Annotated in this window: 15 protein-coding genes; 2 read left to right on the forward strand and 13 right to left on the reverse strand. The window is 62.9% G+C overall.

The features are described 5' to 3' along the window. Window positions 1-180: 180 nt before the first annotated feature. Window positions 181-1,494: a glycoside hydrolase family 140 protein gene (locus EK23_RS10655; protein ID WP_045225328.1), complete on the forward strand. Its 1,314-nt coding sequence runs from the start codon at window positions 181-183 to the stop codon at window positions 1,492-1,494. A gap of 34 nt (window positions 1,495-1,528) precedes the next feature. Here the strand turns inward: EK23_RS10655 and EK23_RS10660 are convergent, their stop codons facing one another. Genes EK23_RS10660 through secA form a run of 3 tightly spaced genes read right to left on the reverse strand, consistent with a single transcriptional unit; the run spans window position 1,529 to window position 7,012 of the window. Further along, on the reverse strand, window positions 1,529-3,007 hold the full coding sequence (locus EK23_RS10660) for a UvrD-helicase domain-containing protein (protein WP_045225329.1): 1,479 nt from the start codon (window positions 3,005-3,007) through the stop codon (window positions 1,529-1,531). Between the two features lie 50 nt (window positions 3,008-3,057). Further along, window positions 3,058-4,275 (reverse strand): bifunctional glutamate N-acetyltransferase/amino-acid acetyltransferase ArgJ, encoded by a 1,218-nt coding sequence (gene argJ, locus EK23_RS10665; protein ID WP_045225330.1) that lies wholly within the window; start codon window positions 4,273-4,275, stop codon window positions 3,058-3,060. A gap of 16 nt (window positions 4,276-4,291) precedes the next feature. Then, window positions 4,292-7,012, reverse strand: a complete 2,721-nt coding sequence (gene secA / locus EK23_RS10670; protein ID WP_045225331.1) for a preprotein translocase subunit SecA — start codon at window positions 7,010-7,012, stop codon at window positions 4,292-4,294. 158 nt (window positions 7,013-7,170) lie between these two features. Between secA and EK23_RS21720 the strand changes: the two genes are divergently transcribed. Further along, on the forward strand, window positions 7,171-7,590 hold the full coding sequence (locus tag EK23_RS21720; protein WP_158002492.1) for a DciA family protein: 420 nt from the start codon (window positions 7,171-7,173) through the stop codon (window positions 7,588-7,590). A gap of 124 nt (window positions 7,591-7,714) precedes the next feature. Here the strand turns inward: EK23_RS21720 and lpxC are convergent, their stop codons facing one another. The 10 genes from lpxC to murD form a co-directional block, all read right to left on the reverse strand. Continuing rightward, a complete protein-coding gene (gene lpxC / locus EK23_RS10680; protein ID WP_045225381.1) occupies window positions 7,715-8,632 on the reverse strand; it encodes a UDP-3-O-acyl-N-acetylglucosamine deacetylase in 918 nt (305 codons plus the stop codon). Between the two features lie 128 nt (window positions 8,633-8,760). Further along, the gene (gene ftsZ, locus EK23_RS10685) at window positions 8,761-9,912 is read right to left on the reverse strand and encodes a cell division protein FtsZ (RefSeq protein ID WP_045225332.1); all 1,152 of its coding nucleotides are present in this window, start codon (window positions 9,910-9,912) and stop codon (window positions 8,761-8,763) included. A gap of 35 nt (window positions 9,913-9,947) precedes the next feature. Continuing rightward, the gene (gene ftsA / locus EK23_RS10690) at window positions 9,948-11,183 is read right to left on the reverse strand and encodes a cell division protein FtsA (protein WP_045225333.1); all 1,236 of its coding nucleotides are present in this window, start codon (window positions 11,181-11,183) and stop codon (window positions 9,948-9,950) included. A 3-nt stretch (window positions 11,184-11,186) separates the two neighbouring features. Continuing rightward, window positions 11,187-12,023 carry a cell division protein FtsQ/DivIB gene (locus tag EK23_RS10695; protein WP_045225334.1) on the reverse strand — a complete coding sequence of 279 codons (837 nt, stop codon included), beginning with the start codon at window positions 12,021-12,023 and terminating at the stop codon, window positions 11,187-11,189. A gap of 6 nt (window positions 12,024-12,029) precedes the next feature. Further along, window positions 12,030-12,953 carry a D-alanine--D-alanine ligase gene (locus tag EK23_RS10700; RefSeq protein WP_268748176.1) on the reverse strand — a complete coding sequence of 308 codons (924 nt, stop codon included), beginning with the start codon at window positions 12,951-12,953 and terminating at the stop codon, window positions 12,030-12,032. Then, complete coding sequence (gene murB / locus EK23_RS10705; RefSeq protein WP_052808104.1) at window positions 12,950-13,882, reverse strand: UDP-N-acetylmuramate dehydrogenase; 933 nt, start codon at window positions 13,880-13,882, stop codon at window positions 12,950-12,952. Before murB ends, EK23_RS10700 begins: the two co-directional genes overlap by 4 nt. Continuing rightward, on the reverse strand, window positions 13,879-15,327 hold the full coding sequence (murC, locus tag EK23_RS10710) for a UDP-N-acetylmuramate--L-alanine ligase (protein WP_045225335.1): 1,449 nt from the start codon (window positions 15,325-15,327) through the stop codon (window positions 13,879-13,881). Before murC ends, murB begins: the two co-directional genes overlap by 4 nt. Beyond that, window positions 15,324-16,394 carry an undecaprenyldiphospho-muramoylpentapeptide beta-N-acetylglucosaminyltransferase gene (gene murG, locus EK23_RS10715; protein ID WP_045225336.1) on the reverse strand — a complete coding sequence of 357 codons (1,071 nt, stop codon included), beginning with the start codon at window positions 16,392-16,394 and terminating at the stop codon, window positions 15,324-15,326. The genes murC and murG overlap by 4 nt, the downstream gene beginning before the upstream one ends. Continuing rightward, window positions 16,376-17,581, reverse strand: coding sequence for a putative lipid II flippase FtsW (ftsW, locus tag EK23_RS10720; protein WP_045225337.1), 1,206 nt, complete (start codon window positions 17,579-17,581; stop codon window positions 16,376-16,378). Before ftsW ends, murG begins: the two co-directional genes overlap by 19 nt. After that, window positions 17,578-18,957: a UDP-N-acetylmuramoyl-L-alanine--D-glutamate ligase gene (gene murD / locus EK23_RS10725; RefSeq protein ID WP_045225384.1), complete on the reverse strand. Its 1,380-nt coding sequence runs from the start codon at window positions 18,955-18,957 to the stop codon at window positions 17,578-17,580. The genes ftsW and murD overlap by 4 nt, the downstream gene beginning before the upstream one ends. Window positions 18,958-18,965 lie beyond the last annotated feature (8 nt).

An 18,965-nucleotide genomic window follows, 5' to 3' on the forward strand; every position in this document is an offset into this window, starting at 1 on the left:
CGACCCGACATGCGCGCTTATGTCAAGTCAACGACGACCCTGCCAGAAGCCGACAATCGCCGTGACTCTAGAACCGGTAAAGCCGTATGATCGGATGCAACAATCGGCGGCGCAGCCTCTATCTGGACATCGTCAGCCGACTGGCAACAAGGTCCGGCCTATCCCGAAGGAGAGTCCCTCATGAATACGATCGCACAAGGCGTCTGGCGCCTGAGCCATACCCTGGCCGCCGTTGGTAGCCTTGCCCTGTGGGCATTCTCCTCTATGGCTTCTGCTGAAGGCACATTCCCGCTGCGGGTCGGCCCAAACGGGCGTTATCTTGTAAGCGCCAGCCAGGCGCCCTATCTGCTGTTCGCCGATACCGGTTGGATGCTGTTCGCGAACTTGTCCGACAGCGACCTGGAAATGTATCTCGACGACCGCAAGTCCAAAGGTTTCAACTCCGTCCTGGCCTATATCGCCCCCTTCAAGACGGATGCCCCCAACAAGGCAGAACACCGCGCATTCCATGACCTCAACCTGGCAACCCCCAACGACGCCTATTTCGAACATGTGGACTGGGTGCTGGCGCAGGCAGCGGCGCGGGACATGCAACTCATCCTGTGCCCCGCCGAGATGGACAGTGCCGGCGCGCTTTACACCGCCGAGAAGGCCAGGAAACTGGGCCACTACCTGGGGCAGAGGTACCAGAACGTCCCCAACATCATCTGGTTCACAGGGGGAGACATCGCACCCGAGGAACCCGCCCGACAGGAGATCGCCCGAGAGTTGGCCATCGGCATCCGGGAACAGGACAAACGACATCTCATCACCATGCATCCCCGCTACCGGCTCTCCAGCTCCAAGTGGTTCCACCGCGACGAATGGCTTGGGTTCAACATGTATCAGACCTTTTCCAGGGGCTCCACGAACGCCTACATGCTGGCCCGCTCAGACTATGCCTTGCAGCCGGTCAAGCCCACGTGGCTGGCAGAACCCAACTACGAAGGCGGCAAAGGCGAGAATACCGCTTACGACATGCGTACTTCAGCAGGCTGGTCCTTCTTCTCCGGAACACTGGGGATCACCTACGGGGCCGACAAAGTGTGGATGTTCGACGATCCGGCCCAAGCTTGGAAGAACAATCTGAACATGCCGGGTGCCCGGCACTTGAGCCATATGGTGGACGCCATGCGATCGCGCCCCTGGTATAAGCTGGTGCCCGACTTTGAACACAAACTGGTCACCGACGGCTACGGCGAGTTCGGCAAAAGCAATTATGTCAGCGCAGCTTTGGCCAGCGACGGCAGCTTCGCCGTGGCTTACCTGCCTGACGCCCGCAGTATGACCATCGACATGGGCAAGTTCAACGGCGGAAAAGCCATCAAATGGTTTGACCCCACATCCAATGCCTATACCGTTGGCGTCACCCACCCAAACCGCGGCAGCCTCAAGCTGCCGCCTCAACCGCCCAACAGCGCGGGGCAATCCGATTGGATTCTGGTCATTGAGTAAGAGTGACCTTGCAGAGCCGAAGGGGCGCGCATTCCTAAAACGGCGCCAACCGGATCGACTTGCGGGCCCGGGTGGCTGCGACGTAGTAGACGTTGACTTCCTCCTTGAGCCTGGCCGGGTTAGCCTCACCCTGCTCGGCATCCAGCAACTTGGCGAGGTCGCCGCGCGTCGCGAAGTCGTCCTGCACCATCTCGACCACGTCATATTCCTGGCCCTTGGCCTTGTGGGTCGTGGTGAAGATGACCTGGGCACGGTCCCGATCCACCAAGCGCTCCTTGATGAGCCGGTCGAAGTCGAACAACTTGCCGCCGTGGCGTGACACCAGTTCCAGCATAATGGAGAGATTGGCATTCTGGGTGTCCTTGGCGAAGCGCCTCACCTCCTCAAACGAGCGGAATTTGCCGATCAAGGGGTCGCTTACCTTGGCGTGGCGGCCTTGCAGCAAATAGAGCAGGCTCACCACCCGCGCATTGAGAAAGGCATAGCCCGGATAACCGCCTTCGAAATGCAGCGCCTTGGCGCCGCCGAACAAACGCTGAAGTACCGCCTCGAACAGATTGGCATTGCTGCGCGCGATCACTGTCATGGGGTATTGATTCTGCAACGCACGCTTGCCGAAGCGCGTGTCGTGCTCGGCTCCCTGGATGCGTAATGTGGGCTCCTCTCCCAGCAGCTGATAGGCCGCGTTGATCCGCTGACCCAGATGCTGCGCCAACCCGTCGCCGAAGCGGAAAGTCCGGCTCAGCCAGTAGGCCTGTCCCGGAACCCGTTCCAGGGAATTGACGGCGTGCCGGAAAGCATAAATCTGCTGATAGCTATCGCCCACAAAGATCTGCTGGGCCTGCTCCTGGCGGGCGATGATCGACAACATGACGCCGGAGACATCCTGGGCTTCGTCGACCAGGATCACCTCGTAGGGCAATCGCCCCTTGGCGAACTGGAACAGTTTCAGGTAGAAATCATGGACGGCTGGCGCCTGACGGTTCTTCATGTCGGACAGCATGGTCCGCACCAGTCCAATGAGTTCGGCGCTGCGCGTTCGCAGCAGGATGCCGACCCGCTCGCTGGGGACGGTAGCCGCCTCGTAGCCGGCCAGGAGTTCCGCATCCAGTCCGGTGTGTTCCGCGTTGAGGTAGTAGTTGATCAGATCCTTCAGCAGCCAGGCATAGGTCAGGCCGCGCTCGCTATTGCGGTCCCCGATCGGCACATACTGCTCGAGGATGCGCCACTCGCTGAGATCATGCTCCAACTCGTAGCGGTGCCCATTGGCCTGCCGGTAAGCCAGGGCATGGATGGTGCTGACGCTTAAATTGGGGAGCGAGCGGGCCTTGGCCTTCTCCCGCACCTCCTCGGCCACGGAGCGGTTATAGGCCAGGTACAGCATCTTGGACTTGGGACGGCTGGCGGCATACTCCAGCAGGGTGGTGGTCTTGCCGCTTCCGGCCACGGCGTTGACCTTGACGACAGGTTCTTCTGCCGCAATGACACCCTGTTGCTCGTCGGTCAGCGGCATGCGGGATAACAGCCGCTCAGGTGCGTCCAACCTCGGCCTTCAACAGGCCCTCAGGTCCGGTATTCGGCGTTGATGCGCACGTAGTCGTAGGAAAAATCACAGGTCAGCACGGTCTGCTGCGCCGTCCCGCGCCCCAGACTGATGCGCACGGTGATATCGTCCTGCGCCATCACCGCCTGCCCGGCTTCTTCGGTGTAAGTCCCTGCCCGTCCGCCTTGCTCCACGATGCAGACATCATCCAGCCAGATGGCGACTCGGTCGATATCCAGATCATCGCAGCCGGAGCGTCCCACCGCTGCCAGGATTCGGCCCCAGTTGGGATCGCTGGCGAAGAAAGCGGTCTTGACCAGGGGCGAATGGGCCACGGTCTTGGCCACCTGCCGCGCCTCGGCTTCGCTGCGGGCCTGCTGCACCTGGATGCGAATCAGCTTCGTGGCGCCTTCGCCATCGCGCACGATGGCTTCGGCCAAGGCATCGCACACGGATTGCACCGCCTGCGCGAAGGCCGGGTAATGCGGGCTGTCGGCGGCAATCGCGGGGGCCTGCGAATGCCCGCTGGCCATCAGCACGCAGGCGTCATTGGTGGAGGTATCACCGTCCACGGTCACGCAGTTGAAGGATCGGTCCGCCGCATCGGCCAGAAGGTTCTGCAGGGTCGCCTGATCCACCCGCGCATCGGTGCCGATGTAGGCGAGCATGGTGGCCATATTGGGCTGGATCATGCCGGCGCCTTTGGCGATGCCCACCACGTGGACCGCTTGGCCATCCAGCATCAGCAGGCAACCGGCGATCTTGGGCCGCGTGTCTGTGGTCATGATGGTGCGCGCCGCCCGTTCCCAGCCGGATTCCGTGAGTGCGTCCAGGGCGGCAGGCAGGGCGCTGGCGATCTTGTCCACCGGCAGATACTCGCCGATGACTCCCGTGGAGAACGGCAGCACCTGCCGCGGCAATCCACCCGTCCTTTCCGCCACCAGACGGCAGGTCTCGCGCGCATCGGCCAAGCCACGGCTGCCCGTGCCGGCATTGGCATTCCCGGAATTGACCAGCAGCCAGCGGGGCTGGGTGGACAAATGTTCGCGCGCCACGGTCACCGGCGCGGCGCAGAAGGCATTGCGGGTGAACACCGCTGCACAAGTGGAGCCCGGCGCCATCTCCACCAGCAGCACGTCGTCCCGGTCGTTGCGCTTGATACCCGCACCGGCGGAGCCGAGCCGGATACCTTGAACCGACAGCGGCCCGTTGTAGTCGGGTGGCGAGGGCGAGGTCATCGTCGCGCGCCCTTCCTTAGGCCAGTTTACCGTGGCACTGCTTGTATTTCTTGCCGGAACCGCAGGGGCAGGGGTCGTTGCGGCCGACCTTCTGCGACTCGCGCACGAAGGGCCTGTGGGCCTGATCGGACGCCGCCTCATCCGGCAATTCGCTTTCGGTGTCTTCCGCCAGCACGCTGGCAGCCTCGGCGTGGTGGTACTGCATTTCCACCTGAGGGCGGTTCTGCTCCTCCATCACCTTGATCTCTTCTTCGGTGTGCACCTGCACCTTGGAAACGATGCCGATCACCTCGTGCTTCACGCTGTCCAACATGGTGGTGAACATCTCGAAGGCTTCACGCTTGTATTCCTGCTTCGGGTCCTTCTGGGCGTAGCCGCGCAGGTGGATGCCCTGGCGCAGGTGGTCCATGGCCGCCAAGTGCTCCTTCCAGGCATTGTCCAGCACCTGCAGCATCACCGACTTCTCGAAATGGCGCATCACCGGCAGGCCGATAGCCTCGGCCTTGTGGTCGTAGACCTTGTCCACCTCGTCGCAGATCATGTCCTTGAGCTTTTCCTCATGCAGGAAGTGGTCGGCCTCCAGCCATTCCTCCACCGGCACGCGCACGCCCAGATCCTTCTCCAACGCCTCCTCCAGACCCTTGACGTCCCACTGCTCCTCCATGGTCTGAGGCGGGATGTACTGCTCGAACATCTGCGCCACCACGTCGTGGCGGATGGCAGCAATGGTGTCGCCGATGTCTTCCGCCGCCATCAGGTCGTCGCGCTGGTGGTAGATCACACGGCGCTGGTCATTGGCCACGTTGTCATATTCGAGCAACTGCTTGCGGATGTCGAAGTTGCGCGCTTCCACCTTGCGCTGGGCATTTTCGATGGCCTTGGTGACCCAGGGGTGCTCGATGGCCTCGCCTTCCTTCATCCCCAAGCGCTGCATGATGGCGGCCACGCGATCGGATGCGAAAATGCGCATGAGGCTGTCCTGCAGGGACAGGTAGAAGCGCGTGGAGCCCGGATCGCCCTGGCGGCCGGAACGTCCGCGCAGCTGATTGTCGATGCGGCGGGATTCGTGGCGCTCGGAACCGATGACGTGCAGGCCGCCAGCCGCCACCACCTCCTCGTGGCGCTTCTGCCATTCGGCGCGCGCCTGCGAAATTTCCGCCGGCTCGGTGAGGTTGCGCCGGGCAATCTCCTCGTCCAGATTGCCGCCGAGCACGATGTCGGTGCCGCGACCCGCCATGTTGGTGGCGATGGTGACGGCGCGTGGACGGCCGGCCTCGGCCACGATATGGGCTTCCTGCTCGTGGTGCTTGGCGTTGAGCACTTGATGCTCGACACCCGCCTTCGTAAGGTGGGAGGACAGGTATTCGGAGTTTTCGATGGAGGTGGTGCCAACCAGAACCGGCTGGCCCCGATTTACGCAATCCTGGATGTCTTCCAGGATAGCGTCGTACTTCTCCTTGACCGTCAGGTAGACCAGGTCGCCCATGTCCTTGCGGACCATGGGCCGGTTGGTGGGAATCACCACGACCTCGAGACCGTAAATCTGCTGGAACTCGAAGGCTTCGGTGTCGGCGGTGCCGGTCATGCCGGACAGCTTGTCGTAGAGACGGAAGTAGTTCTGGAAGGTGATGGAGGCGAGGGTCTGGTTTTCGTTCTGCACCGTAACCCCTTCCTTGGCCTCGACCGCCTGGTGCAGCCCCTCCGACCAGCGCCGGCCCGGCATGGCACGGCCGGTGAATTCGTCGACGATGATGATCTGGTCGTCGCGCACGATGTAGTCCACATCCTTCTGGAACAGCACATGGGCCCGCAGGGACGCATTCACATAATGCATCAGGCGGATGTTGACCGCATCGTAGAGGCTATCGCCTGCCTTGATCAGTCCCTTTTCCTCCAGCATCTGCTCGATGAATTCATGACCCGCCTCCGTCAGATAGACCTGGCGTGCCTTCTCGTCCATGCTGTAATGTCCGGGACCGTCCTCCTTCTCCTGCTTGGAGAGGCGCGGCATGAGCTTGTCGATCTGATGATAGAGGTCGCTGCGGTCTTCGGTGGGACCGGAAATGATCAGCGGGGTGCGCGCCTCGTCGATCAGAATGGAGTCGACCTCGTCCACGATGGCGAAATGGCGTTCGCGCTGAACCCGCTGGTCCGGCGAGAACGCCATGTTGTCACGCAGATAATCGAAGCCGAATTCGTTGTTGGTGCCGTAGGTGATGTCGGCGGCGTAAGCCTGGCGACGCTCTTCGTTGTCCAGACCGCTGACGATTACGCCGGTGCTAAGGCCGAGGAACCCGTAGAGCCGACCCATCCATTCCGCGTCACGGCGGGCCAGGTAATCGTTTACCGTCACCACGTGCACGCCCTTGCCGGGCAGCGCGTTCAGGTAAGCTGCCAGGGTGGCGACCAGGGTCTTGCCCTCGCCGGTTTTCATTTCGGCGATCTTCCCGTCGTTCAGGATCATGCCGCCGATGAGCTGCACATCGAAATGGCGCATGTTCATCACGCGCTTGGAGGCCTCACGCACCGTGGCGAAGGCCTCCGGCAGCAGGGTCTCGAGCTTCTCACCCTGATCGAGGCGGTCGCGGAACTCCTGGGTCTTGGCCCTCAGGGCTTCATCCGACAGGCGTTCAATGTCCGGCTCCAGCGCATTAATCTTCCGAACGATTTTTTTCTTCTTCTTGACGATTCGGTCGTTGCGACTGCCGAACAGGGATTTGGCCAGCTTGCCTAGCATCTTGTTTTAATTCCAGATGGTCAAAATAATCTGACGATGATAACCTAAAACCAAAGCGCTTGGATAATGCTCGTCTGCTTCGCGGTGTCGTTGACGCACCCCCTTGCCTCGTGGATCGATCTGCTTTGCCCAGCTTTCGTCTCCTTCCCCGCGACCTTGTGAGCGCGCCTCTGGCGCCCGTCCTGGAGCGCTTGCGCCTGCACGCGCTGGTGTTACGCGAGGTAAAGGATTCTCTACCGCCGCACTTGGCGGAACATTGCCGGGACTGCGTGGTGGCCGCGAACCAGCGCTTGGTCGTCTACGCGGACAGTCCGACCTGGTCTTTTCAGTTGCGCTTTCACGCCCCTGCGACTCTGGAACGGATGGCCACCGCGGGCAGGACATTCAGGGCACTGGAGTTCCGCGCCCTGGCCAAGGCGGCGAGTGTCACACAGCGTGATGGGGGACCCAGGGTTTCTCTGGCTACGGCGGAGTTGGTGAAGACGAGCGGAAGCGGGATGGAATCGCGCGAGCTATCGGCAGCCCTGGAGCGGCTGGGGAAAACCATGGCGGAGAAAGCGAAAGGACATGTGCCGTAAGGAGTAAGCGCGCAAGGTGCCGTTGCAGACACGAGTGCACCCATCAGGGAAAACCGGCGTCTTTCCTGAACGTCGGAACCGGGGCGGCGAGGGGGGCGCCGCCCCGGACCGGCTTACGCTCCGCTCAGCGAGTGGCGGCGCGGGCGGGACGCATATAGGAAATCGGCAGTCCCTCCTCTTCCTTGAAGGTAACCGACTCCCAGGCATCCTTGCGCTTGAGCAGTTCCCGCAGCAGGCTGTTGTTCAGACCATGGCCCGACTTGTGACCGACGAAGGATCCGATCAGGCTATGGCCGAGCAGATAGAGGTCGCCGATGGCATCCAGGATCTTGTGCTTGACGAACTCGTCCGCGTAGCGCAGCCCATCCTCGTTTAGGATGCGATAGTTATCCACCACGATGGCATTGTCCATGCTGCCACCCAGCGCCAGCCGGTTCTTGCGCAGTGCCTCGATATCACGCATGAATCCGAAGGTGCGGGCACGGCTGACTTCCTTCACGAATGACGTGGAAGAAAAGTCGATACTCGCCGTCTGGCTGTCCTTGTGGAAGGCCGGGTGGTCGAAGTCGATGGTAAACGTCACCTTGAACCCATCATAGGGTTCGAAGCGCGCCCATTTTTCGCCGTCCTCCACCAGCACTTCCTTTTTGATGCGGATGAACTTTTTTGGTGCATCCTGCTCTTCCACGCCCGCCGACTGGATCAGGAACACGAACGGCCCCGCGCTGCCGTCCATGATGGGCACTTCCGGTGCGCTCACATCCACGTAGGCGTTGTCGATGCCGAGCCCGGCGAAGGCCGAAAGCAGGTGTTCCACCGTCGAGATCCGCACATTGCCGTTGACCAGGGTGGTGGATAAGGTGGTGTCTCCCACGTTCTCCGGCCTGGCTTCGATGACGACGGGTTCGGGCAAGTCCACACGGCGGAACTTGATGCCGGTATTGGGTGCGGCGGGACGCAAGGTCAGGTAGACCTTTTCCCCGGTATGCAGCCCGACCCCCGTCGCTCTCATGACATTCTTCAAGGTTCTCTGCCTGATCATCCAATTCTCCTGCATCAAAATTCCCACTCAGTTGTGACTTAGATGCAACAAGCATAACCCGCGCCAGATGCGCCGACAAGCAAACAATTGTCGCAGCCCACAGGCGCAGGTCATGCCAACATCCAAGCTCAATCGGCTTGACGTCGCAAAAATGCTGGAATATCAAGATATTCCAAATCCATCTCCTTTTTCGTTTCGGCACGCGGTTCGTGTTTCGGCTTGTTGCGTATGCTGGTGGGCTTCTCCAGCTCGCCATAATCGATCTCGCCCGTGTTGCGTTTATGCACCAATCTGATCGGCGCCTCGCTTACCTTGTGCTGTCCGGCCAGGCCGGTGGCCACCACGGTGACCCGCACCTCGTCTTGCAAATCCGGGTCGATGGAGAGGCCGGTCACCACCTGCGCGTCTTCCGAGGCAAACTCGTTGACCACGCTACCCACCTCGTCGAACTCGCCAATGGCCAGATCCGGTCCGCCGGCGATGTTCACCAGGATGCCGCGCGCGCCCTGCAGGTTGACCTCGTCCAAGAGCGGACTGTGGATGGCCCGCTCCGCCGCCTCGCGGGCGCGATTCGGACCGCTGGCGACGCCAGAACCCATCATGGCCACGCCCATTTCCGACATCACCGTGCGCACGTCAGCGAAGTCCACGTTGATCAAGCCCGGACGGGTGATCAGATCGGCGATACCCTGCACCGCGTGCAGGAGCACGTCGTTGGCGGCGGCGAATGCGCTGATCAGGCTCACGTCCTTGCCCAGCACCGGCAGGAGACGCTCGTTGGGAATGGTGATGAGCGAGTCCACGTACTGGCTCAGGTCTTCGATGCCCTTTTCGGCGACGGCACGGCGCTTCTTGCCTTCGAACGGGAAGGGCTTGGTCACCACCGCCACGGTGAGGATTCCCGCTTCCTTCGCGATCTCGGCGATCACCGGCGCGGCGCCCGTGCCGGTGCCGCCGCCCATGCCGGCGGTGATGAACACCATGTCGGAGCCGTCCAGCACTTCCAGGATACGCTCCCGGTCATCCTTCGCGGCCTGACGTCCGATATCGGGATTGGCCCCGGCGCCCAACCCCTTGGTCAGTGCATTGCCAAGCTGGATCACCACCGAACGCGATTGCGTGCCCTTGAGGGCCTGCGCGTCGGTATTGGCGCAGATGAAGTCCACTCCCTCGATATGGCTGGCCGCCATGTGGTTGACCGCATTGCCGCCGCCCCCGCCGATGCCGATGACCTTGATCACCGCCTTCTGACTGTAAGAATCCACCAATTCAAATTTCATCGTTATCCCCCTGACTTGACTGCCTTAACTGGATTTCAAAAATTACCCTGGAACCAATTCTTCATCTTTGCCCAAATACCCCGAAAACCTCCGCCAACCAAGGCACCCCGCTCCACCAGCGGGTTATGCTGTTTTCCAAACAACAATAGTCCGACACCCGTCGCGTACACCGGATTACGCACCACGTCATTGAGTCCCGTGACGTACTGCGGAATTCCCATCCGCACTGGCATATGGAATATCTCCTCCGCCAATTCCACCAACCCTTCCACCCGAGCGCTGCCACCGCTGAGAACGATGCCCGCGGCGATCAGATCCTCGAACCCGCTGCGCCGAAGTTCGGCCTGCACCAGCAGCAACAGTTCCTCGTAGCGCGGCTCCACGATCTCCGCCAGGTTCAATTTGGATATCTGCCGCGTCGGCCGCTCACCGATGCTGGGCACCTCGATGGTTTCCTCCAGCTTCGCCAACTGCGTCAGAGCGCAGGCATGCTTGATCTTTATTTCCTCGGCGTGCTGAGTGGGTGTCCGCAGCGCAACCGCAATGTCATTGGTGACCTGATCGCCGGCGATGGGAATCACCGCCGTGTGACGGATGGCGCCGTCGGTGAACACCGCGATGTCGGTGGTGCCGCCACCGATATCCACCAGACACACCCCCAGGTCTTTCTCATCTTCAGTCAGCACCGCGGAGCAGGAGGCCAGCTGCTCGAGGATGATGTCCTCGACCTCCAGGCCACAGCGGCGGATGCACTTGACGATGTTCTGCGCCGCGCTCACGGCGCCGGTCACGATATGCACCCTCGCTTCCAGGCGGATACCGGACATGCCGATGGGCTCCTTGATGCCCTCCTGGCGGTCGATCACGAACTCCTGGGGCAGGATGTGCAAAATCTTCTGGTCTGCAGGTATGGCGACCGCTCGGGCGGAGTCGATCACCCGATCCACGTCGCTCTGGGTGACCTCCTTGTCCTTGATGGCGACGATGCCATGGGAATTCATGCTGCTGATGTGGCTGCCGGCGATCCCCGCGTAGACGGAGTGGATGCGGCAGCCCGCCATCAGCTCGGCTTCCTCGATGGCGCGCTGTATGGACTGGACAGTGGTTTCCAGATTGACCACGACGCCCTTTTTGAGGCCACGGGAAGGGTGCGAACCGATACCGATCACCTCGATCTCGCCATCCTCGTTCAGTTCACCGACGATGGCGGCGACCTTGGAGGTGCCGATATCCAGTCCCACGATCAAGTTCCGATCCGATTTTCTAGCCATTTCTCATTGCGTCTCTAGAGCCACCCAAGTGGCCTGTTCCAATCGATTTAGTCCTGCGCTGGGCGCTTCGCTGCCTTCCAGCAGACCTTCCGCCTCGGGCCGCCATACCACGGCAAAGCCATTGGGATAGCGCAGGTCCACCCGCAATAGGTGCGCTAGCCGATTCTCTCCCAACTTACCCACCAGGGAGAGGAAATGTTCCACGGCCGCCACCGGCTCGCGCCGCCCCAAAAACATGTCCGGCCCGTTCTCCAGGCGCAGAGTCCAGGCCCTGCGCTTGCTGACCTCAAGGGTCGCCACTTTGAACCCCTGCGGGGCCAGGAGGTCGTTCAATTGCGCCAAGGTGCTCAGCAGGTAATGCTCGGTGCCAGGCGGGCCAGACAGCTCCGGCAGCGTTTCGAAACCTTCCACTCGATCCGGGGCGAATCGCTCGCCGCGCGTATCCAGCATCGCCTTCTCGCCCCAGCGGGCGACCGGCACGTGCTCCTTGACCGTCACCACCAGGGTGTCCGGCCACACCCGGCTCACCTCAACGCTCTCGACCCACGGACAGGAGCGCGCAGCGCCTTCCACCTCGCCTATGTCCAGCGAGAAATACCCGGCCGCCACCGCCGGCGCCAACACCTCCCTGAGCTTTCCCGTGTTCAGGTTTTCAATTCCGCCCTCAACCCGAACATAGCGAACCGGAAACCACTCCCGGTTGAAGTCCACGCCCTGCCGCCATAACCAATATCCGCCTGCCGCCACGAGCAGCAGAGCGAGTAGCGGGAACAGCGGGAAGCGCGCCTTGCTCTGCTCCCTGCGCCCCTTTTCCGGGGATCCTTTGCGCTGCGTGCCCACGTGCGGTCAGAGGCTGGATTCCAATATCCGCCAGACCAGCTCGTCGAAGTCAATGCCGGCGGACCTGGCCGCCATGGGCACCAGGCTATGGTCGGTCATGCCCGGCACCGTGTTGACCTCGATCAGCCATGGCTGGCCGCTTTCGTCCACCAGCAGGTCCACCCGCCCCCAACCTTCGACGCCGATGCACTCGCAAGCCTTGAGCACCAGTTCCTGCAATTGCGCTTCGCGCTCCGCGGGCAAACCGCAGGGGCAGTGGTAGCGCGTGGACTCCGCGCGGTACTTGGCGTCATAGTCGTAAAACACATGGGGCGTCTCCAGACGGATCATGGGCAACGCCTGCCCCCTGAGAACCGCTGCCGTGTATTCCTTGCCGGTGATCCAGGATTCTGCGAAGACCCGGCAGTTGAACTGCGATGCTTGCTGCCAGGACTTTTCAAGTTCCTGGCGATTTTCCGCCCGGCTCATGCCTATGCTGGAGCCTTCTTCCGACGGCTTGACGATCACCGGAAAACCCAAGGCCGCCGCGCAACGGTCCAGATCCGCGGCAGACTCCAGGAGCATCCAGCGTGGCGTCGGCAGGCCCGCGCCCATCCAGCACAGCTTGGTGCGCAGCTTGTCCATGCTCAGCGCCGAGGCCAACACGCCGCTGCCGGTGTAGGGAATGCCCAAGGCCTCCAAGGCGCCCTGCAACACGCCATCTTCGCCGCCACGCCCATGCATGATGTTGAATACGCGGTCGTAATGGCCGTTCAACAGCGGGTCCAGGGGATTGATCCCCACGTCGATGCCGATCGCATTTACCCCGCGCGCCAGCAAGCCTTGCAGGACGGCATTGCCGCTCTTCAGGGAAACCTCGCGCTCGGCGGAGATACCGCCCATCATTACTGCCACCCGCCCGAACTTGGCGGCATCCACGCTTTCGCTCACACAGCCTCCATCGAATTATTCAGCGGCTCGCCCACGATACGGACCTCGGGCTCCAGCCGCACCCCGCACACCGTCTCCACCCGCGTTTGTACGAGTTGAACCAGGGCCTCGATATCGGCGGCGCTTGCACCGCCGGTGTTGACGATGAAATTGGCATGCTTCGGCGACACTTCGGCGCCTCCGATCCTTTGGCCTTTCAGGTCGCAGGATTCGATCAGCCGCGCGGCATGGTCGCCCTCCGGGTTGCGGAATACCGAACCGCAGCTGGGCAGATGCGTCGGCTGGGTTGCCGCCCGTCGCGCCAGCAGGTCGCGGATACGTTCGCCACCCTGCGCGTCCACGTCGGGCGCGAGGCGGATTTCCGCCGCCAGGAACCATTCTCCCGGAACGCCCTTGACGCGGCGGTAGCCTACGGTGAACTCCCGCGCGCCGCGCTCGTAAACCTGACCGCTGCGGTCGCAGGTCAAGACGCTTTCCACCAGGGGCCAGGTCTCGCCGCCGAAAGCTCCGGCGTTCATGGCCAGGGCGCCGCCCAGGGTGCCAGGAATGCCCGCCATAAACTCCGCCCCGCCCAACTGTTCACGGGCCGCAAACTTCGCCACATGGGCGCAAGGCACCCCAGCCTCCACGTAGATGCGGTTGCCATCGAGGCGCTTGAGTTCCTTGAGTCTCCCTTTGGTGCAGATCACCGTGCCGCGCAGACCTCCGTCTCGGATCAGCAGGTTGCTGCCCAGCCCTAGCCAGAACACGGGTTCTCGCGGTTCCAGCGTGCTTAGGAAATTGCGCAGATCCGCCAGGTCTGCCGGAAGGTAGAGGCGGTCCGCCGGCCCCCCGACCCGCCAACTGGTAAACTCCGATAGCGGCACATCGCGGCGCAGTTCTCCGCGTAATTCCTGCTGAGTGTCTGGCAAGGAGCGGGCCGTGTTCATGTCGCGCCGCGCTGCGCCAATGCCTGGGCTGTGCGGCGAGGGAGTTCGGCCGCAAGGGCGCCGATGTTACCCGCGCCCAAGGTCAGCACCACATCACCCGGTTCCAGCAGGCCCGGCAACAGTTCATACAACTCGTCCGGTTGCTCCACGAAGATCGGATCCACCTGCCCCCGAACCCGGATGGCGCGCGAGAGCGTGCGGCCGTCCGCACCGGCCAGGGGCGTCTCGCCGGCCGAATAAACGTCCAACAGCACCAGCACGTCCGTCTTGGACAATACGTGCACGAAGTCCTCGAACAGATCGCGCGTGCGCGTGTAACGGTGAGGCTGGAACACCAGCACCAGACGCCGCTCGGGCCAGGCCTGACGCATGGAATCCAGTGTCGCCGCCACCTCTCTCGGGTGGTGACCGTAATCATCAACAAAAGTCACGGCGCCGTCGCCCAGCGGCACATCCCCGTTGATCTGGAAACGCCGGCCGATGCCGGTGAAGTTCGCCAGGGCGCGCTGCAGAACCTCGTCCGAGACGCCCAGTTCGCTGGCCACACCGATGACCGACAGGGCGTTACGGATGTTGTGCAGACCCGGCAGGTTCAGGGTGATCGCCAGGCGCCCCGGCACCCCCTGCCGCAACACGCAGAAACGGCTGCTGAGACCCTTGCGCACAATATCGACGGCGCGGATATCGGCATCCTCGCTCAGGCCGTAGGTACGTACCGGCTTGTCGATGCGGGCCAGAATGTCGCGAACGCCCGGATCGTCCAGGCAAACCAGGGCAAGCCCGTAGAACGGCACATGGCGGAGGAATTCCACGAAGGTGTCCTTCAGCCGCTGGAAATCGCCGCCATAAGTCTCCATGTGATCCTGGTCGATATTGGTGACTACCGCGATCATGGGCTGCAGGTGCAGAAACGAGGCATCGCTCTCATCCGCCTCCGCGACCAGATAATCGCCCTTGCCCAACTGCGCATTGGCGCCCACGCTGTTGAGCCGGCCCCCGATGACAAAGGTGGGGTCCAACCCCGCCTCCGCCAGCACGCTCGCGGCCAGGCTGGTGGTGGTGGTCTTCCCGTGGGTCCCCGCCACCGCGATTCCGTAGCGGAAGCGCATCAACTCAGCCAGCATCTCCGCCCGCGAGATCACCGGAATACGCGCCTTGCGCGCCGTCTCCACCTCCGGGTTGTCGCGGCTCACGGCGCTGGAAATCACGACCACCTCGGTGCCCGCCACGTTTTCCGGGTGATGACCGATAAAAACCTTGGCGCCGGCCTCCTGCAAGCGGCGTGCATTGGCGCTCAACTGCAGGTCGGAGCCTGACACCTGGTAACCCAGGTTGATCAGGACCTCGGCGATGCCGCTCATCCCGGTTCCGCCGATGCCGACGAAATGGATACGCTTGATGCGGCCCATGCCGTACTGACTGGAGAGGGGCTGCGGCAATCTCATGGGCGCACCTGTTTCAGGCACAAACTCGCCACTTCGCTCGCGGCGTCCAGGCGCGCCTGCCGCCGGGACTCCCGCGACATGTCCGCCAGGCGTTCCGGTTGGGCCAACAGGCTCTGGATCTCGGCGGCCAGACGCTCGCCGGTCAGTTCGGATTGCGGCATCAGAATGGCTGCGCCGGCTTCGGACAAGTAACGCGCATTGGCGGTTTGATGGTCATCGATCGCAAAAGGGAATGGAACGAGCAGGGCTGGAAGGCCGGCCGCGGTCAACTCGCTGACGGTCATGGCGCCGGAGCGGCAAATGGCCAGATCGGCCCAGCGGTAGGCCTCGGCCATGTCCTCGATGAAAGGGGCCACCTTGGCACCGACGACTCCCAGCCGCCGGTAGTGCTCCTCCACTTCCTGACACATGGCTTGCCCCGTCTGATGCCAGACGCGCACCCCAGGGCCTACCAGTGCCAAGGCCTCGGGAACGGTGTGGTTCAGAGCTGCCGCACCCTGGCTGCCGCCCACGACCAGAATCTTAAGTTCGCTCCCCTCCAGGCGCTTTTTCGTAGGCACGGCTACGGCAATCTCCCTCCGCAAGGGATTGCCCACGCAATGCGCGCCGGCCAGGGCCGGGAAACTGCCGGGAAAGGCCTCCAGAGCCAGGTTGGCGCATTTTACCAAGATTCGGTTGGTTGTACCCGGAATCCTGTTCTGCTCGTGGATGACCAGGGGAATGCCGAACAGACGCGCCATGAAGCCGCCTGGCCCCGCCACGAACCCGCCCATCCCCAAAACGACCTGCGGGCGGTCGGCAATCAGGATGCCCCCTGCCTGCAAGCAGGCGCGGATCAGGCGGAACGGGGTCGCCAGCTTGGCCAGCCAGCCCTTGCCACGAAACCCGGAGACCGCGAGCCGCCTCAGGGGAAAACCCGCCGCGGGCACCACGCGGTTCTCCATACCCGCCTCCGAACCCATCCAGAGCACCTCATTGCCCTGATCCCGCAGTTCGCAGGCCACGGCCAAGGCCGGATAGATGTGTCCGCCGGTCCCGCCGGCCAGGATCATGATGCGCGCAGCCATGCGGAGCTACTCGTCCGGGGCGTGCCGGTGTGGGATTCGATCACTTCGCTGCGCACGCGGAACAGCAAGGCCAAGGCGGAACACATGACCATCATGCTGCCGCCGCCATAGCTCATGAGCGGCAGGGTCAGGCCCTTGGTAGGCAGCATGCCCATGTTCACCCCCATGTTGATGAAGGCCTGCAAGCCGAACCAAATGCCGATGCCATAGGCCAGGAAGGCGGCGAAACGATTGTCCGAGCGTGCGGCCAGGTGGCCGATGACGAATGCGCGCCAGACCACCACACCGAACAGGAAGATCACCACGCTGGCACCGAACAGGCCCAGTTCCTCTCCGATCACCGAAAACAGGAAGTCGGTGTGCGCCTCCGGCAGGTAAAACAGCTTCTGCACGCTGGAGCCCAGACCCACGCCCATCCATTCACCGCGCCCGAAGGCGATGAGCGCCTGGGTAAGCTGGAAGCCGGAATTCAGGGGATCAGCCCAAGGGTCGATGAAGCTCAGCACACGCTTCAGTCGGTAGGACGAGGTGAAGATGAGCACGACCCCGGCAGCGCCCATGGCGCCCAGCAGGATGCCGAATTGCCACAGACGCGCCCCGGCCAGGAACAGCATCCCGAGGGCAGTGGCCATGATCACCGCGGTGGCGCCAAAATCAGGCTCCAGCAGCAGCAGCACCCCACCCACCGCCAGCAGGGCCAGGGGCACGATCATGCCCATCACGGATTCCCGCACCAAATTCAGGCGGCGGGTGATGAAGCTGGCCATGTAGATGACGGCAAACAGCTTGAAGATTTCGGAAACCTGGATGCGCACGCCCAGCAGGCTGAGCCAGCGGGAACTGCCGTTGACCGACTTGCCCAGACCAGGAATCAGCACCAGCACCAGCAGGCCCATCCCCACCAGCAGCAGCACCGGAGCGGACTTCTTCCAGAACTCCAGGGACTGGCAGCCGACGAAGATGGCCGAGGCCAGGCCCATGGCGATGTGCACCACCTGGTGCTTGGGGAAATAGAAGCTGTCCTCCGCCAGTTTCTCGCCCAGATGCAGGGACGCCGAGGCCACCATGACAAAGCCCAGCACCAGCAGACCCATTGCCGCACACAGCAGGACCGTGTCCACATAAAACCGGCTGGGGCCCCACTGCAGCACCAGCCCACGCCCGCGACCCGCTACCCGTGTGTTCATGGCTTCAACCCTCTAACCGCTTCCGCGAACATCCGCCCACGTTCCTGATAATCCTTGTACTGGTCCAGGCTGGCACAAGCTGGAGCCAATAGCACCGTATCACCCGCTTGCGCCATCCGCCGCGCGGCTGCGACCGCCTCGCTCATTCCGCCGACGCGCGCCGTCTCGACCACCGGGCTCAAAATCTTTTCCAGCAACGGCGCATCGCGCCCCATGAGCACCGCAGCGCGTAACTTGCCCTGAGCCACCGGCGCCAGGGGCGCAAAGTCGGCGCCTTTGCCATCACCGCCGGCGATCAGCACCACCGGCCCTTCGAGGCCTTCCAGCGCCGCGATGCAGGCGCCGATGTTGGTGGCCTTGGAATCATTGATCCAACTTACGCCGTCGATCTCGGCCACCCACTGCATGCGATGATCCAGGCCCGCAAATTTCCGCAGCGCCGTTAACATGGCCTCCCGCGGCAGGCCTGCCGCTTCGCCCAACGCCAGCGCCGCCAGGGCATTGGCCAGGTTGTGGCGGCCCTTGATGCGTATCTCCGCCGTCGCCAGCCAGGGTTCGCCTCGCACGGTTAGCCAGTCGGCGCCATCTTTGCGCTTCAGGCCATACTCGGGTGCGGGCTCGGCGCCCTCGTCCAAACCGAACCAGGTGACGGTTCGCCCTGGTTCCGCCATCGACACGACCATCGGGTCGTCGGCATTCAGCACCATCACGCCCTGTCCCTTGAATATCCGCCGCTTGGCCTCGGCATAGGCGGCGATGTCCGGATAACGGTCCATGTGGTCCGGGGAAATGTTCAGCACCGTCGCCACGGCAGGTTCCAACAGGGAGGCCCGCTCGGTCTGGAAACTGGACAGTTCGAGCACGTATAGATCGGCGTCCTCGTCCAGCAGGTCCAGCATGGGCTCGCCCAGGTTCCCGCCCACCTTCACCCGGCGCCCGGCGGCCTCGGCCATGAGGCCCACCAGGGTCGTCACCGTGCTCTTGCCATTCGCGCCGGTAATGGCGATCACCGGCGCCTTGGCCATGCAAGCGAACAGATCCACGTCCCCGAAGGCCGGCAGACCCATTTGCACCGCCTGCACCACGGCCGGATTGTCCATCCCGATGCCCGGGCTCACCACCAGATGGGTGGCGGCGGCAAAGGCCGCCTGATCGAAACCGCCCAGGAAGACAGCCACATCAGGCAGGCATTCCTGCAATTCGCTCAGGCCCGGCGGACTTTCCCGTGTATCCACCACGGCCAGCGGAATACCCTGGCGGGAGAGAAAGCGAGCGACGGAGAGGCCGGTCTTGCCCAGTCCCAGCACCAGGGCGCGTGAGCCTGCATTTAGGCCCAGCCGGGCCAGGGGGTGCGCTGTAACCGGGACCTCAGTCATGGTGCCGA

Origin of the sequence: Methyloterricola oryzae, from assembly GCF_000934725.1 — a bacterium.
GTDB classification, from domain to species: domain Bacteria; phylum Pseudomonadota; class Gammaproteobacteria; order Methylococcales; family Methylococcaceae; genus Methyloterricola; species Methyloterricola oryzae.